Consider the following 14,762-nt stretch of genomic DNA (forward strand, 5'->3'; position numbering starts at 1 on the left):
ATCGCTTCTCCACCACGCAATTCGCGGTTAGAAAGCCGCCATGGCACTTTCCACCTCGCTCAAAAAACTCTTCGCCCGGCGCAGCGTCGTCGCCCTCGTGGTCCTCGGTCTGGCCGGCGCCGGCTGGGTGGCCTTCAACCGCGGAGAGCACAAGCCACCGCCGGAGCGCTTTCGCAGCACCGCCATCGACGAGGGCGCCATCACCCAGGTGGTGATGGCCAATGGCAATCTACAGCCGGTGACCACCGTGGTGGTCGGCGCGGCGGTCAGCGGCACGGTGGCCGAGCGCCTGGTCGACTTCAATGACGCGGTCAAAAAGGGTCAGGTCTTGCTGCGCATCGACCCGGCGAATTTCCAGGCCCGGGTGCGCCAGGCCAAGGCCCAGCTGGCCTCGGCCGAAGCGCAGGTGGCGTTTGCCCGCGGCAATCTGGAGCGCAACGAAGCGCTCAAGGCCCAGGGCTATATCGCCGCGCCGCAGCGCGACCAGAGCCTGCGAGAGCTGGAGGTGGCCCGCGGCAACCTGGGCATCGCCCGCGCCCAGCTTGATGCGGCCGAGACCGACCTCGGCAACACCGTGATCCGTGCCCCGGTGGACGGGGTGGTGATCAAGCGCAGCGTCGATGTCGGCCAGACCGTGGCCGCCAGCTTCCAGACGCCCGAGCTCTTCCTGATCGCCAAGGACTTGCGCGAGATGGTCATCCAGACCAATGTCAGCGAGGCCGATGCCGGCCTGATCCAGAACGGCCAGGTGGTGCGCTTCGTGGTCGATGCGCACCCCAACCGCGAGTTCGAGGGCAAGGTCGAGCAGTTCCGCCTGAACGCCACCAACACCCAGGGCGTGGTCACCTACACCGTGATCGTCAACGTGCCCAACCCCGACGGCATCCTCAAGCCCGGCATGACGGCGCAGACCCGCATCGTCGTTGCCAGCAAGAGCAAGACCCTGCGCCTGCCCACCGCTGCCCTGCGCTTCAAGCCCGATGAAGACGAGCTCAAGCCGCAGGGCAAGGCCGCTAAAGCTGCAGCCTCGGCCTCATCCGCTGCTTCCGCCGCCTCGGCCCCCAAGACTGAAGTCGCCCGCCCTGACGACGACGGCGTGCTCAGCAATCTGCGCGGCAACGCCCGTGTCTACAAGGTCTACACCGTGGACGCCGAGCAAAACCTCAAGGCGCACGAGATCACGGTCGGCATCTCCAACACCCGCTTCACCGAGCTGCTCAGCGGCGACCTGAAGCGCGGCGATGCCGTGGTGACCCGGCGCGCATCCAAGGACAAGAAGGAGGAGCTGTGAGCCTCGGCGCCGCCCCGGTGCTGGAGCTGCGCGGCATCACCAAGAGCTACCTCAGCGGCGATGTGCGAACGCCGGTCTTGCACGGCATCGACCTGACCGTGCAGCGCGGTGACTACCTGGCCTTGATGGGCTCCAGCGGCTCGGGCAAGAGCACGCTGATGAACCTGATGGGCCTGCTCGACCGCTGCGACAGCGGCCAGCTGCTGCTGCAGGGCCGCGACGTCAGCCAGCTGAGCGCCACCGAGCACGCCACCCTGCGCAACCGCGAGATCGGCTTTGTGTTCCAGAGCTTCAACCTGCTCAAGCGCATGAGCGTGCTCGAAAACGTGGCCCTGCCCCTGATTTACGGCGGGCGCAGCCGCAGCGAGGCCAAGGCGCGGGCGCAGACCTTGCTGGAAGCCGTGGGCCTGGGCGCCCTGGCCAAGCGCATGCCCAACCAGCTCAGCGGCGGCCAGCAGCAGCGAGTGGCCATCGCCCGCAGCCTGGCCAATGAAGCGCCCCTGCTGCTGGCCGACGAGCCCACCGGCAACCTCGACACCCAGACCACGGTGGAAGTGCTGGCCGTGCTGGAAAAACTCAACCGTGAACAAGGCCTGACCATCGTGCTGGTGACCCATGAACCCGATGTGGCCCTGCATGCCAAGCGCCTGGTGCGTCTGAAAGACGGCCGCGTCGCCTTCGATGGCCTGCCTTCCGAACAGGCGCACGCATGAACCCGATGCAGATTTTTCTCGAGGCCCTGCGTTCCCTGAACGCCAACCGCCTGCGCAGCGCCCTGACCATGCTGGGCGTGGTGATCGGCATTGCCTCGGTGCTGCTGATGCTCAGCGTCGGCGATGCCGTGCGCGCCTTCATCGACAAGGAGCTGGCCGTGCTGGGCAGCAACCAGCTGATCGTGCAGAACGGCACGCCGGTGGACGGCGGCGGCGTCAAGCGCCGCACCGGCGAGGTGCCGGCCCTGACCGTGGCCGATGCCCGAGCCCTGGCCGAGCTGCCCAGCCTCAAGGGCGCGGCGCCGGCGCTGCAGGGCTTTTTCCAGGTGCAGTATGGCGAGAGCAACAGCAACCAGACGGTGCTGGGCACCACGCCGGCCATGCTGGCCCTGCGCAGCTGGCAGGTGGAGCAGGGCGTGCCCCTGGACGAGCGCGATGTGCAGGCCGCCGCCCGGGTGGCGGTGATCGGCTCCAAGCTGGCGGCCGACCATTTCAGCAACCGCAACCCGCTGGGCCAAACCGTGCGCCTGGACGGACAGCCCTTCACCGTCATCGGCGTGCTGGGCGGCAGCGGCCGCACCCTGGACGGCACCGAACTGGGCGAGCTGATCCTGGTGCCCATCAGCGCCATGCCCATGCGCTTGCAGCGCCCTGGAAGCGTGCACTACATCAGCGTGCAGTCCCACAGCGCCGCCGGCCTGGCCGAGGCTCAGCTCGATGTGGAAGAACTGCTGCGCGACCGCCACCGCATCACCGGCGACAAGCTCGATGATTTCGTCGTCACCAACCTGGCCAGCATCGCCAAATCGGGCGCGGCCATCGCCGGCGGCCTGTCCATCGGCCTGGGCCTGATCGGCGCGGTCTCGCTGCTGGTGGGCGGCATCGGCATCATGAACATCATGCTGGTCAGCGTGTCCGAGCGGGTGCGAGAGATCGGCATCCGCATGGCCATCGGCGCCAAGCCGCGCGATGTGCTCTGGCAGTTCCTCGGCGAAGCGGTGGTGCTGTGCCTCCTGGGCGGCCTGATCGGCCTGAGCATCGCCGCCCTGGGCGCTTGGGGTGTCAATGCCAACACCTCGTTCGCCATGAGCCTGGCGCCCAAGCACATCATGGTGGCCATCGGCTTTGCCAGCGGCGTGGGCCTGTTCTTTGGCTATTACCCGGCGCGGCGCGCTTCACGCCTGCTGCCGATTGAGTGCTTGCGGCAGGATTGAAGCGTTCGGGACCTGCGGGTCAAAGCTGGGAAGCGCTGCGGCGGTCAGCCGGCCGGGCGCTGCTCTTGCTGCGACGCTGCACCTGCTTTTGCATGCGCCAGTAGCCCCAGGCACCGCGGCCCAATGCCAAGGTCAAGACCAGGCCGATGACCCAAGGCGTGAGCTCGTCGACGAGCTGCTTCAGCATCACCGAGACCAGAATCGAATCACGCCGAATCTCGGCATCACTGCGTGGGCGGGCGCCCGGGTCGGCACCGCCACCACCCTGGCCGAAGCCCCCGGAGCTTGACAGCTCGGAGCGCTGCCGGCTGCTGCGACGCCGCTCCATTTCCTCTTCGCTGGGCTCTTCAAACAGCAGACCGCCACGGAACTGGCTCAACTCGGCCCGGGCGTCACGCCAGAAGTCCTTGAAGTCGCGCAGCTCGCTGCTGTCGCGCAGTTCGCGCAAGGCGTCGTTGATCAGTAGCTGATCACCGGCATGCATGGCATCGCGTGTCGGCTGCCCCGCCGCCGAAGCGTCAGGGCGAGTGCGCGCGGCACCGGGGCCGCTGCTGCCAGGCTCGGTCTGGGGCCGCGCCGGCTTGCCATCGGCAGACGGAGCGGCCAGGACCTGGGCTGCCGCCGCCTGCCAGTCGGCCTCACCCGGCGCCGCCTGACCCACACCGAAATTGGACTTGAACGGCAGCGACAGCTCGAGACGCCGGCCAAAGCCTTGGCTTTCCACCGGGGCCGAGGCTGCATAGGGGTTCTGCAAAAGCTTGCTGATATCCACCGGCGCCATGGCCGGCTGGATGACCGGCTCAGCGCCAACCGAGGCCGCGCCGCAGAGCAGCAAGGCGCAAGCAGCGGGCCGCACCAGGGCCGCAGCCCATGCGGCGGCGCAAGCGGTGACCCGCTTGTTTGCGCCTGCTTGCTGAACCGATTTCATGCCCGACACTCGTTTTCTCTTCCGCACCCGCGCCCAATGCGGGCGCGGTCTTATTTACATTTTGCCCGGCTCGCGAGGCATTTCTGCCGTGCTGGCGCTCGGTTCGGTGTCCTTTTCACCATCTGCGGCGCCAAACCCCCCGGCTCCGGGGGTGCGAATCACAAACACATCGCCGGCCTGCATCTCGGCCTGGCCGATGTGGGGCAGGTCCTCGCGGCGGCCATCGGCGCGCTCCACCCAGTTGGCCCCCGGCGCCCCGGCGCCGCCACCGGCCAGGCCAAAGGCGCCGCGCAGCCGGCCATTGCTCAGAATGCCCGCCGTCATGGGCTCCAGGAAGCGGATCCGGCGCTCGCCGCCATTACCGCCACGCCACCGCCCGGCGCCGCCACTGCCGGGCACGATCTCGTAGCCGTCCAGGCGCACCGGGAAACGGAATTCCAGCACCTCGGGGTCGGTCAGGCGCGAGTTGGTCATATGGGTCTGCACCACGCTGGTCCCGTCAAAGCCCGGGCCGGCACCCGAGCCGCCGGAAATCGTCTCGTAGTACTGGTGGCGCGCGTTGCCGAAGGTGAAGTTGTTCATGGTGCACTGGCTGGCCGCCAGCACGCCAAGGGCGCCGTAGAGCGCGTTGGTGACACAGCTGGAGGTTTCGACATTGCCGGCCACCACGGCCGCCGGCGCGCGCGGGTTGAGCATGCAGCCCTCGGGCACGATCACCTGCAGCGGCTTCAGGCAGCCCGCATTGAGCGGGATCTGGTCGTCCACCAGGGTTCGGAACACATAGAGCACCGCCGCCATGGTGATGGCCTTGGGTGCGTTGAAATTGTTCGTCAGCTGCTGAGCGCTGCTGCCGCTGAAATCGATGCAGGCGCTGCGCTCGGCGCTGTTGACGCGCACCGCCACCTGGATCTGCGCGCCGTTGTCCAGGCTCAGCGTGAACTGGCCGTCACGCAAAGCGGTGATGACGCGGCGCACCGATTCCTCGGCGTTGTCCTGCACATGCTGCATATAGGCCGCCACGGTGGCGCGGCCGTACTGGGCCACCATGGCCTGCAGCTCCTGCACGCCCTTCTCGTTGGCAGCAATCTGGGCGCGCAAGTCCGCCAGGTTTTGCTGCGGGTTGCGCGAAGGGTGAGGCCCGCTGCCCAGCAGCGCCAGCAGCTCGGCCTCACGCAAGCGGCCCGCCTCCACCAGCTTGAAGTTGTCGACCAACACGCCTTCCTGGTCGATGGCGGTGGAGAACGGCGGCATGGAACCGGGGCTGATGCCGCCGATGTCGGCATGGTGGCCGCGCGAGGCGACGTAGAAGTCGGGTCTGGCATTTGAAGCAGCACTATCGAGATAGACAGGCGTCACCACGGTGATGTCCGGCAGGTGGGTGCCGCCGTGATACGGGTCGTTGAGCACGTAGACATCACCGGGCTTCATGTCCGGGTTGCGCTCGATCACGGTCTTGATCGATTCGCTCATCGAGCCCAGATGCACGGGCATGTGGGGCGCGTTGGCGATCAGCTCGCCAGCGGCGCTGAACAGCGCGCAGGAGAAATCGAGCCGCTCCTTGATGTTCACCGAGTAGGCGGTGTTCTGCAGGCGCAACCCCATCTGCTCGGCGATGTTCATGAACAGGTTGTTGAAGACCTCCAGCATCACCGGGTCGGCCTCGGTGCCGATGGCATGGGCGCTCACGCGCGGCCGCACACGGCGCAGCACGAGCAAGCCGTCGGCCTGCAGATCGGCCTGCCAGCCGGGGTCGACCACGGTGGTGGCATTGCGTTCGGCCAGGATGGCCGGGCCGGCGACGCGGGCGCCGGGCTGCAGCTGCTCGCGTTGGTACAGCTGCGCCGGGCGCCAGCCGGCCGGCTGCTCATCGGCCGGGCAGTACATGGCCAGCTCGGCGGTCGCCCGTGGCTCATGTGGGGCCAGGTCTTGCGCCGCTGCCGCAGCGGGCAAGGCAGCGCCGGGTGCATTGCACTCCACCGCCACGGCCTCGATCACCAGGGCCCGGCCCGGCATCAGGAAGGCAAAGCGCTGACGATAGGCGGCCTCGAATGCCGCTTGCAAGCTGGCTAGCGTGGCGTCGTCACTCAGCACGCAGCTGAGCGCCGTGTCCGTGCCCTGGTAACGCAGCTGCAGCTTGGTTTGCTGCAGCAGCTGATCACCGGCCAGGCCCTGGGCCAGCAGTTCGGCGCGGGCCGCCTCGTGCAAGCGCTCGGCCATGGCGCGCGCGGCGGCCAGACCGGCCGGGTCCAGCGGCAGCTCCAGCGAGGCCTCGCGCAGGGCGATCTGGTCGGCCAGGCCCATGCCGTAGGCACTCAGCACGCCGGCCAGCGGGTGGGCCAGCACCACGCTCATGCCCAGGGCATCGGCCACGCGGCAGGCGGCCTGGCCGCCGGCACCGCCAAAGCATTGCAGGCTGTAGTCGCTGACGTCGTAACCGCGCGCCACCGAGATCTTCTTGACCGCATTGGCCATGGCGCCGACGGCAATCTCCAGCGCCCCACTGGCCACCTCTTCGGCGCTGAGGCTGCGGCCACTGGCTGCGCTCATCTGCGCCGCCAGGGCCTCAAATCCCGCACGAGACGCGGCCAGATCCAGCGCCTGGTCCGCCTGCGGTCCGAACAAGCGCGGGAAGTACTCGGGCTGGATGCGGCCCAGCAGCAGCTGCGCGTCGGTGGTGCTCAAGGGGCCGCCGCGACGGTAACAGGCCGGGCCAGGGTTCGCGCCGGCTGACTCGGGCCCGACGCGCAGGCGTGCGCCATCGAAGCGCACGATGCTGCCGCCGCCGGCCGCCACCGTGTGGATGCTCATCATCGGCGCGCGCATGCGCACGCCGGCCACCTCGGTGTCAAAGGCGCGCTCGTAGGCCGGCGCGGCATCCTGCGCGGCGCTGGCGGCGTAATGGCTGACATCGGTGGAAGTGCCGCCCATGTCGAAACCGATCAGCTGGCGATGGCCTGCGGCCAAGGCCGTGCGCACCATGCCGACGATGCCGCCTGCAGGGCCAGACAAGATCGCGTCCTTGCCCTGGAAGCGCCGCGCCTCGGTCAGGCCGCCCGAGCTCTGCATGAAGAACAGAGGGACACCCGGCATCTGTGAAGCCACCTGCTCGACATAACGCTTCAAAATGGGTGACAGGTAGGCATCGACCACGGTGGTGTCGCCGCGCGGCACCAGCTTCATCAGCGGGCTGACCTCGTGCGAGACCGAGACCTGGCTGAAGCCGATCTCGCGCGCCAGTGCTGCGGCGCGCTGCTCGTGCGCCGGGTAGCGGTAGCTGTGCAGGAAGACGATGGCACAAGCGCGCAGGCCGGCATCGAATGCTGCTTGCAACTGCGCGCGCAGATCGGCTTCGTCGAGAGCCTGCACCGTCTGCCCATCGGCTGCCATGCGCTCCTGCGCCTCGACCACGCGGCTGTAGAGCAGCTCGGGCAGCACGATTTGGCGCGCGAACAGCTGCGGCCGCGCCTGGGTGGCGATGCGCAACGCATCGCGAAAACCACGCGTGGTCACCAGCAGCGTCGGGTCGCCCTTGCGCTCCAGCAAGGCATTGGTGGCCACCGTCGTGCCCATCTTCACGCACTCGAGCTGCGCCGGCGTGATCGCCTCACCGGGCTGCAGGCCCAGCAGGCGGCGTATGCCTTCGACCGCCGCATCACCGTACTGCTCGGGGTTCTCGGACAGCAGCTTGAGCGTGTGCAGCTGGCCATCGGGCGCTCGGCCGACCAGATCGGTGAAGGTGCCACCGCGGTCAATCCAGACTTGCCACAGCGCCGGAGCGCGGGCGGAGGTACCGTCGGGTGCGGGAAGGCGTTCAGCAGCGGACATGGAGCAAGATGAGCGAGCGCAAAAGCGCGATTGGAACAGAGTGCACGCGGATGCAGCCTTGCTGGACGGCGAGGGCCAGCGTTCGGCTTCCATGACGGAGGCCAAGCCAGCGAACGATCTTGGCTGGCGTCGAGGTCGTGATCAAGCGCCGACCGGCGCGCGTCTTGTGCCGCGTTCCTCAGTCACCACAGCAAACCCAGCAAGGCGGCCCGCACGGCCGCGGCGGTGCGGTTGCTGGTGCCCAGCTTGGCGCAGGCATTGCGGGTGTGGAAGTTCACCGTCGCCTCCGAGATGATCATGATCTGCGCGATGTCGGTGGAGGTCTTGCCCTCGCAGGCCCAGCGCAACACATCAAGCTCGCGGCTGGACAGCGTGGCCTCGGCATCGTCCCGCAACAAATCGCCCCAGACCTTGAGCATGCCGTCATGGCACATCACGGACAGCCAGTACAGACGCTCACGCTTGGCGGCCAACTCCTCGGCACCGATGTCGCCCTCCGGCCGGACAAAACTCAGCAGGCTGTTCATGCCGCGCGCATCACGCCGCGGCACGCCCACCCCATAACGAAGACCATGGGCGGCGGCATCGGCCATGAACTCGGGTGCCTTGGCACGGTTTGACTCGTCCCAGACAAACATCTCGTCCGAGGTGATGGCCTGTTGAACCGAAGGGTCAATTCGAATGTAGTCCCGCTCGCTGTAGCGCCGTTGCCACTCGATCGGGTAGTTGCTGCACCAGACCACCCGCGGTGCCGCCAGCGGCACGGGCCCCTTCATCCCGAAAGAGCAATATTCGAAGCCCAGGCGCTGCCCTTCGGCCCGAATCAGATCAAAGGCTTCCTGCGACGACGAGGCGCTTCCAACCAGACGAAGCTGATCGCTCTGCCAGCATTTCATGGGCTTGCCGCACCACGGCGGCGCTGAGGGAATAAGGCCGGGAAATTTACATTGGCCGGCGACGCTCACTCGCTAGGGCAAGTACCTACAGCCGCCGGGCCTTTCAAGCCTTGCTTCCCGCAAGGGTCAGCGCTTCCCTATCGGATCTCGCAGCCTTCTGACTTCAGTGCATCCAGAACCTGGATGGCCCAATTCCAGCAGCTGAGCCAATCCTGCAAGCCCTGTTCCGTCTGGGCGCGGCCCAAGTCCGCACCCTCGGGCGTGATCAGCATGATGTTGGTGCGTATCGAATGAGGCCGAACGTCCATGGCACCTGACGGCACATGAACGTACCAATCCCAACCCAGGGAATAGCCCTGGTCAGCCGTGTCCGCCCATTCCGTGTAACCGCCGATTTCCGTGGATAGCCAGGCCCCCTCTTGATCTGCGCGGCCGGCCGCCCTTGACGCCTCAAGATCGACATGGGATTCCAGGTGCCGAAAGCTCAGCTGCTTCAGCTGTTCACGGCTCAGCCGCAGGTAGTAATCGATAGTCATGGGAACAGCCATTGGCACATGTCCGGTCACGCCGCGCCCTCAGGCGCGCGGCTCACAGCACTTGGGGGTTTCGGCCAAGAGCCAGCAGGGGCAGCAGGGTCAGCAAGCACTGGCTGACGGCCCGCGCCCGTCCCAGCAGGACAAAGCCAAGCAGCGCGAAGTGAATATACCGAACCTACTCCGCAGGGTGGCCTCACAAATCTGTCAGTTGTCGACTAACCGCCCGTGAACTGAAATCCGGGCCGCAACAACGACAGTACCGATGCCCCCCCTAAAGGAGTGCCTGCATGCACATCGAATGCCACGCCGACACGGCCCTGAGCGAACGAGCCCGTTTCGAACTTGCCAGCTACCGCCATGAGGTGTTCGTCGAACGGCTCGGCTGGGACCTACCCTGCCAGCCGGGACTGGATCAGGACCAGTTTGACCTGCCACAGGCTGTGCACTTGGCCGCCCGCGCCGATGACGGCCACCTCATCGGCTATGCGCGCCTGCTGCCCACCACCGGGCGCTACTTGCTGGCCGAGCTGTTTCCCGACTTGCTCGGCCAGCAGGCAGCACCGCAAGATGCCGCCGTCTGGGAACTGTCCCGCTATGCCGCGATGGACACCCACGGTTCAGGCAACGCCAGCGACGAACTGTTCGTTGGCAAGCAGGTGCTGCTGCGCGCCATCTTGACTGCGGCAGGCAGCGGCGCGGAGCGCCTGGTGTTCTGCACCTCCGTCGCCATCGAACGGCTCGCCATGCGCTGGGGTGTGGACATCCATCGCATGGCCCCGCCCGTACGCCATGGCAGGCAATTGCTGGTGGCGGCCGTGATCGAGTTCAGCGAGCAGACCTTGCGCGCCCTGAGCAACAGAGACAGCCTGGCACTCAGCGCAGCCGCCGTGGCCATCCCAAGGGCAGCCTCCGCACCAGCGGTGATCCGCCTCACCTGATCCGCACCACCCTCCCCTCGGACCACCGTCCTGCACCGGCCGCCTTGCACAAGGCGGCCTTTTTTTTCGCGACATACCGCAGCCAAATTAGGCCTTGGACCAGCGCACATATTTTCGTCCGATCTCTGTGATCGGCATTTTTGGTAATCCGCTTGGCCAGTATCTGCAGCAATTGAAAGCCTGCCAATCTTGGTTTCAAAGCGCCGACCAGGTCTATATCTAACATTTCTGCTAGTAGCGCCAGCGAAACGACCGCCATAAAGTTCAACTCATGCGCTAACGAATCACCGGACACCACCGGAACGCTGCAGAACAAGGTGGTATCGATTCAAAAGCCATGGCTCCTGGAGTGATCCGGAAGTCGAATCTACCGAACGACCATCACGGTCATTTTTAACTTCAATTAGGAAACATCATGCAACACACCAATCTGGAAAACCTGAAGGACGAGCTGGCTACTGTCGAACTGGACCAGCGTTTTGAAATGGTCAACGCTGGCGTCATGGACGGAATCATTGATATCGAAAACTTCATCTGCAAGCCGAACCCCCAGCAGCCGACGCCTGAAGCACCCAACTGATTTGGGCCCAAGTCGGAGACGGGCTTGCCTGTCTCTGATCCAGAGGCACCCTGAAACGGTTGGGTTTCAGGGTGCCATCCGTAGTCGGAAAACCAGTCCTACCATGAGCAAGCCAGATATCCATAGCCTGCTTGAACAGGTGCAGATTCAGGTGGTTGACGGCAGCCATCAGGCCACCTTGAATGGCCGGCATTTCAAGATCAAACCTCAGTTGTACGAGGCCTTGACCGTGATGAAGGCCGAAGGCGTCGAGATCGGCATCGAGCAACTCAGGGTTCGCTGGGCTATTTCCGCCGATGCCCGTGAGGTATTTCGTACCCAGCTCCTGGACAGTATCGAAAGCCTGGTCTCCAAGCCCGCCAAGTCGTCCTACATCCATAGCTCGGTGACCGTCCTGTCAGCACCGCTGGTGCAAGGCGTGTCGGCTTGCCTGACCGGCTTGTTTGACCGCCGCGTGGCCTGGGTCGCAGGCCTTTTGTGCCTGCTGGTGTTTGGCGATTTGCTCTTCTTCCACCAAGTGGGCGGCACACAGTTGCGCAGCATTGACCTGAGTGCGCTCGATTGGCTGCTGTCGTATGCCTGCATTTTCGCCATTCTTCTGTTTCATGAATTGGGCCATGCCACGGGTATGCGCCGGGCCGGCCAGTTGCCTGCAGAGATCGGCTTTGGTTTCTATCTGATCTTTCCCGTGTTTTTCGCCAATGTCAGCAATGCTTGGCTGGTTGACCGGCGGTCGCGCTTCATGGTCAGCCTGGGCGGTATTTACTTTCAAATGCTGGCCGCCGTGCTGCTTTATGCCGGCATTGCCTTGACCGACGGGCGTCCGCAAGTTTGGTTATCGCTGGCATTCAAGGTGAACATAGCCACCGCCTTGTTTGTTCTGATTCCCTTTATTCGCAATGACGGTTACTGGCTATTGGCCGATTTTTTAGGCCTGCACGATCTATATCAACGCGCCGGCGGCATGTGCTGGATTATTTTCCAAAATTTACGCCACGGCCGACCTGTCAGTCGCATCGAATGGTTTATTGCCTGCTACGCAATTTGCAATTATTCATTCCTGAGTTTTTGCATATGGAGTTTGGCAAAGTCCACGCATTTTCATTTTTCACGGTGCGTCGAAGTACTGTCTGACGCCGGTTGGAAATCCCTTTTTCTCAGCCACCCCCAAACCCTGGTGTCCAGCGTGCTGAGCGTGATTGTTCTGCACTTCTTCATCTACCCCTTGCTGAAAAGAGCGTACCAACATGTCAGCAAATGAAGGGCTCTACCAAGAACTCAGGCACGCGCATCAGTCCGCTTTGTGCAATGCGCGTCTTCGCGCTGCCGAACTCAATTTCGACGCGCCCGATGCACCATGTCTGGATTGGTTCCGATTTCGCGTCGCCACTGGCCATTTTTTCCCCGAATTGATGCCAGGTGAAAATCGGGAGCTCTATCTCGAAAACCTCGCCTGGCGGGATTTGAAGAAATTCGAGTTCAGCCGGACCGATGATTTGGAAGCGGCGGGCTTGCTGACCCTGCAAAGCGGCCAAACGCACCCTGGACCGGCCATCTACTGCACCTTTCATATGGGCGGCTGGGCCGTTCAACCGGTTCTTTTGCTGCACCGGAACATCCCGCTGACCATCGTTGCAGGGCCTCATGTCAGCGAGGGGCAAGGCACGCAATGGGTGCAAATGAACAGCGTCTGCCTGGCACAAGAACGCTGGCAGGCGGATCTGGCGGTGATCAACACGGACGGCCAAAGCGCCCTGATTCAGATGATGCGTCAGCTGCGGCAGGGACGCAGCCTCTACATCTGCCTGGATGGCCACCGCAGCGTCCGGGGCGAAAGCGCGCATCTTGCCCATGACCGCCATGGCCTGACCGTTCGGTTGAACGGTCGAGATTTGCGTGTCCGCCCAGGAGCCGCGTATCTGGCCCACCAGCTGGGCGTGCCCCTGGTGCCCATGATGTCCTGGCGCGACACCGACGGACGTGCCAATGTGGAGATCGGTGAAGCGATCCACCCCGAGGGCGACCGCGAGGCCTTTGCCCAGCAGGCCCTGCAGCAGCTCTGGAGCAGATTCGAGTCGCTGGCTCGGGTACACGGTGCGCAATGGGAGATGGGCTGGCACAGCTACCGCAGCCGCCCCGTCGCACAGCCAGCAGGCGACTTCGAGCTTCAGCGTCACTACCGTTTCAACGCCGAGCGCTACCACCTGTACCAGCCGGCCCAAGGTTTGCTTCTGGACGCCAAGACCGATGAGCTCAAACGCGTGCCTGCGTCCTATGCCACCTGGCTGGGCCAATTGCGCCAGCGCACCGCCGCCATCCCCGGGCAGTGGCTGGCTGAGCAGATCAAGGATGCCCACTCCCTGCAACAGATTGTCGCCAGCGAGCTGCTGGTGGCCCAATGACCATGTCCACACAAACACCCAGCCTCAAGATCAGCCGGTACCTGGCCGTCAGTCCCGCCGTGGGTCGGCGTGCCTTCCGCATGGTGTATTCCACCCGCAGCGCCCGCGCCCTGTTGGTGAGCGACGCGGACTGGTCGGATGTGCAGCAAGGTCATCTGTCGCAGTTGCCGGCCGCCCTGCGGCAGGCGATGACGGAGCACAAGATCCTGGTCCCGGCCGAGGAGGACGAGCGCAGCCAGGTGATCGCCTACAACAAGGCCGCCATTGCGGCGGACGACTTGCTCTATCTGGCCATCGCCCCCTCGGCGAACTGCCAGTTGGGCTGTGACTACTGCGGCCAGCAACACGAAAACCGCCGCATGGACGACAGCATCATGCGCGGTGTACTCCAACGCGCGCAGGAGAAACTGAAGCGCCGCGCCTGCACCCGGCATTTTCAGATCGGCTGGTTCGGTGGCGAGCCGCTGCTGGGCATGGCGAACATCCGCATCATGACGCCGCAGCTGCAAGAGCTCGCGCGCCAGCACCAGCTCAGCTACAGCGCCCAGATGGCCACCAACGGCGTGGCCCTGACACCGAGGCTCTTCTTCGAACTGGTGCAGCAACACCAGGTGATGGCTTTTGACATCACCCTGGACGGTGCGCAGGCCGACCACGACCGGCGCCGCGTCACCAAGGATGGCCGCCCTTCGTTCAAGCGCATCCTGAACAACCTCAAAGGCATTGCGGCCGACCCTCGCTTTGCGGACTGCGGGGCCCGCATCAGCATCCGTTGCAATGTGGACAGCCGCAATCACGAGGGCACGCTGGCCCTGCTGGACACGCTGATCGCGCACGACCTGCTGCGCCATTTCCAGTTCTACACCGCGCCGGTCCACAGCTGGGGCAACGATGCGCACCTGACCTCGCTGAGTCAACAGCAGTACGCCGACTTTGAGGTCGACCTGCTCGCCCGGCTGATGAATGCAGGCCATGCCCCACGCTTGCTGCCCAAGACTCTCACACCGATCGTGTGCATGAGCCTGCGGCCGGACGCCGAATTGACCGACCCCTACGGCGAAACCTTCAACTGCACCGAGATCTCGCAGGTGCCGGCCTACAAGGAAGTGCGCTTCTACCGCCTTGGTGAACTGGGCCAGCCCGCGCCTGTGCCGCCCCGAGAGCGCCCCTTCGGCGACTGGAACGACCGCATCCTCGCGGGTGATGTGCCTTGCCACAACTGCCGGATCCTGCCCATCTGCGGAGGCCAATGCCCCAAGAAGTGGCTGGAAGGGATCTCGCCGTGTCCGTCGATCAAGCACAACATCGAATCGCGCATGACGCTGGAGATGGTGCGTCTGAACCGACAGAACGGCCTCATCCACTCGCACGAGACCGCCGAGGCCTGAGGACATCAGCCTGCGCCGCGGTCGAACCGATAGCCGAACCCCTTCCCCCAC

General features: G+C 65.0%; 14 protein-coding genes. 8 read left to right on the plus strand and 6 right to left on the minus strand.

What is annotated here, in order from left to right; translation table 11 throughout:
- Positions 1-40: 40 nt before the first annotated feature.
- Genes LNV28_RS05590 through LNV28_RS05600 form a run of 3 tightly spaced genes read left to right on the plus strand, consistent with a single transcriptional unit; the run spans position 41 to position 3,218 of the window.
- On the plus strand, positions 41-1,291 hold the full coding sequence (locus tag LNV28_RS05590; RefSeq protein ID WP_263516085.1) for an efflux RND transporter periplasmic adaptor subunit: 1,251 nt from the start codon (positions 41-43) through the stop codon (positions 1,289-1,291).
- Positions 1,288-2,004 carry an ABC transporter ATP-binding protein gene (locus LNV28_RS05595; RefSeq protein ID WP_102768698.1) on the plus strand — a complete coding sequence of 239 codons (717 nt, stop codon included), beginning with the start codon at positions 1,288-1,290 and terminating at the stop codon, positions 2,002-2,004. The genes LNV28_RS05590 and LNV28_RS05595 overlap by 4 nt, the downstream gene beginning before the upstream one ends.
- Positions 2,005-2,009: 5 nt before the next feature.
- The gene (locus tag LNV28_RS05600) at positions 2,010-3,218 is read left to right on the plus strand and encodes an ABC transporter permease (protein WP_263516084.1); all 1,209 of its coding nucleotides are present in this window, start codon (positions 2,010-2,012) and stop codon (positions 3,216-3,218) included.
- A 19-nt stretch (positions 3,219-3,237) separates the two neighbouring features.
- Here the strand turns inward: LNV28_RS05600 and LNV28_RS05605 are convergent, their stop codons facing one another.
- The 4 genes from LNV28_RS05605 to LNV28_RS05620 form a co-directional block, all read right to left on the minus strand.
- Positions 3,238-4,146: a hypothetical protein gene (locus tag LNV28_RS05605; RefSeq protein WP_263516083.1), complete on the minus strand. Its 909-nt coding sequence runs from the start codon at positions 4,144-4,146 to the stop codon at positions 3,238-3,240.
- 54 nt (positions 4,147-4,200) lie between these two features.
- Complete coding sequence (locus tag LNV28_RS05610; protein WP_263516082.1) at positions 4,201-7,971, minus strand: hydantoinase B/oxoprolinase family protein; 3,771 nt, start codon at positions 7,969-7,971, stop codon at positions 4,201-4,203.
- Between the two features lie 182 nt (positions 7,972-8,153).
- The gene (locus tag LNV28_RS05615) at positions 8,154-8,867 is read right to left on the minus strand and encodes an autoinducer binding domain-containing protein (RefSeq protein ID WP_263516081.1); all 714 of its coding nucleotides are present in this window, start codon (positions 8,865-8,867) and stop codon (positions 8,154-8,156) included.
- Between the two features lie 137 nt (positions 8,868-9,004).
- Positions 9,005-9,403: a DUF4902 domain-containing protein gene (locus LNV28_RS05620; protein WP_263516080.1), complete on the minus strand. Its 399-nt coding sequence runs from the start codon at positions 9,401-9,403 to the stop codon at positions 9,005-9,007.
- A 287-nt stretch (positions 9,404-9,690) separates the two neighbouring features.
- On the opposite strand from LNV28_RS05620, the gene LNV28_RS05625 reads away from it, so the two are divergent.
- The gene (locus LNV28_RS05625; protein ID WP_263516079.1) at positions 9,691-10,341 is read left to right on the plus strand and encodes an acyl-homoserine-lactone synthase; all 651 of its coding nucleotides are present in this window, start codon (positions 9,691-9,693) and stop codon (positions 10,339-10,341) included.
- Here LNV28_RS05625 and LNV28_RS05630 read toward each other — a convergent pair.
- Entirely contained in the window at positions 10,334-10,657 is a 324-nt protein-coding gene (locus LNV28_RS05630; RefSeq protein ID WP_263516078.1) for a hypothetical protein, read from the minus strand. The two genes, LNV28_RS05625 and LNV28_RS05630, sit on opposite strands and share 8 nt — an antisense overlap.
- 99 nt (positions 10,658-10,756) lie before the next feature.
- On the opposite strand from LNV28_RS05630, the gene LNV28_RS05635 reads away from it, so the two are divergent.
- Entirely contained in the window at positions 10,757-10,921 is a 165-nt protein-coding gene (locus LNV28_RS05635) for a hypothetical protein (protein ID WP_263516077.1), read from the plus strand.
- A gap of 103 nt (positions 10,922-11,024) precedes the next feature.
- Positions 11,025-12,182 (plus strand): zinc metalloprotease, encoded by a 1,158-nt coding sequence (locus LNV28_RS05640; protein WP_263516076.1) that lies wholly within the window; start codon positions 11,025-11,027, stop codon positions 12,180-12,182.
- Here LNV28_RS05640 and LNV28_RS05645 read toward each other — a convergent pair.
- Positions 12,172-12,531, minus strand: a complete 360-nt coding sequence (locus LNV28_RS05645) for a hypothetical protein (protein WP_263517177.1) — start codon at positions 12,529-12,531, stop codon at positions 12,172-12,174. The two genes, LNV28_RS05640 and LNV28_RS05645, sit on opposite strands and share 11 nt — an antisense overlap.
- Here LNV28_RS05645 and LNV28_RS05650 point away from each other — a divergent pair.
- Both LNV28_RS05650 and LNV28_RS05655 read left to right on the plus strand, forming a co-directional pair.
- The gene (locus tag LNV28_RS05650; RefSeq protein ID WP_263568762.1) at positions 12,433-13,323 is read left to right on the plus strand and encodes an LpxL/LpxP family acyltransferase; all 891 of its coding nucleotides are present in this window, start codon (positions 12,433-12,435) and stop codon (positions 13,321-13,323) included. The two genes, LNV28_RS05645 and LNV28_RS05650, sit on opposite strands and share 99 nt — an antisense overlap.
- Before the next feature lie 2 nt (positions 13,324-13,325).
- Positions 13,326-14,711, plus strand: a complete 1,386-nt coding sequence (locus LNV28_RS05655) for a radical SAM/SPASM domain-containing protein (RefSeq protein WP_263516075.1) — start codon at positions 13,326-13,328, stop codon at positions 14,709-14,711.
- Positions 14,712-14,762: the final 51 nt, after the last annotated feature.

This window comes from Paucibacter sp. DJ2R-2, assembly GCF_025717675.1.
Taxonomy (GTDB): domain Bacteria; phylum Pseudomonadota; class Gammaproteobacteria; order Burkholderiales; family Burkholderiaceae_C; genus Paucibacter_A.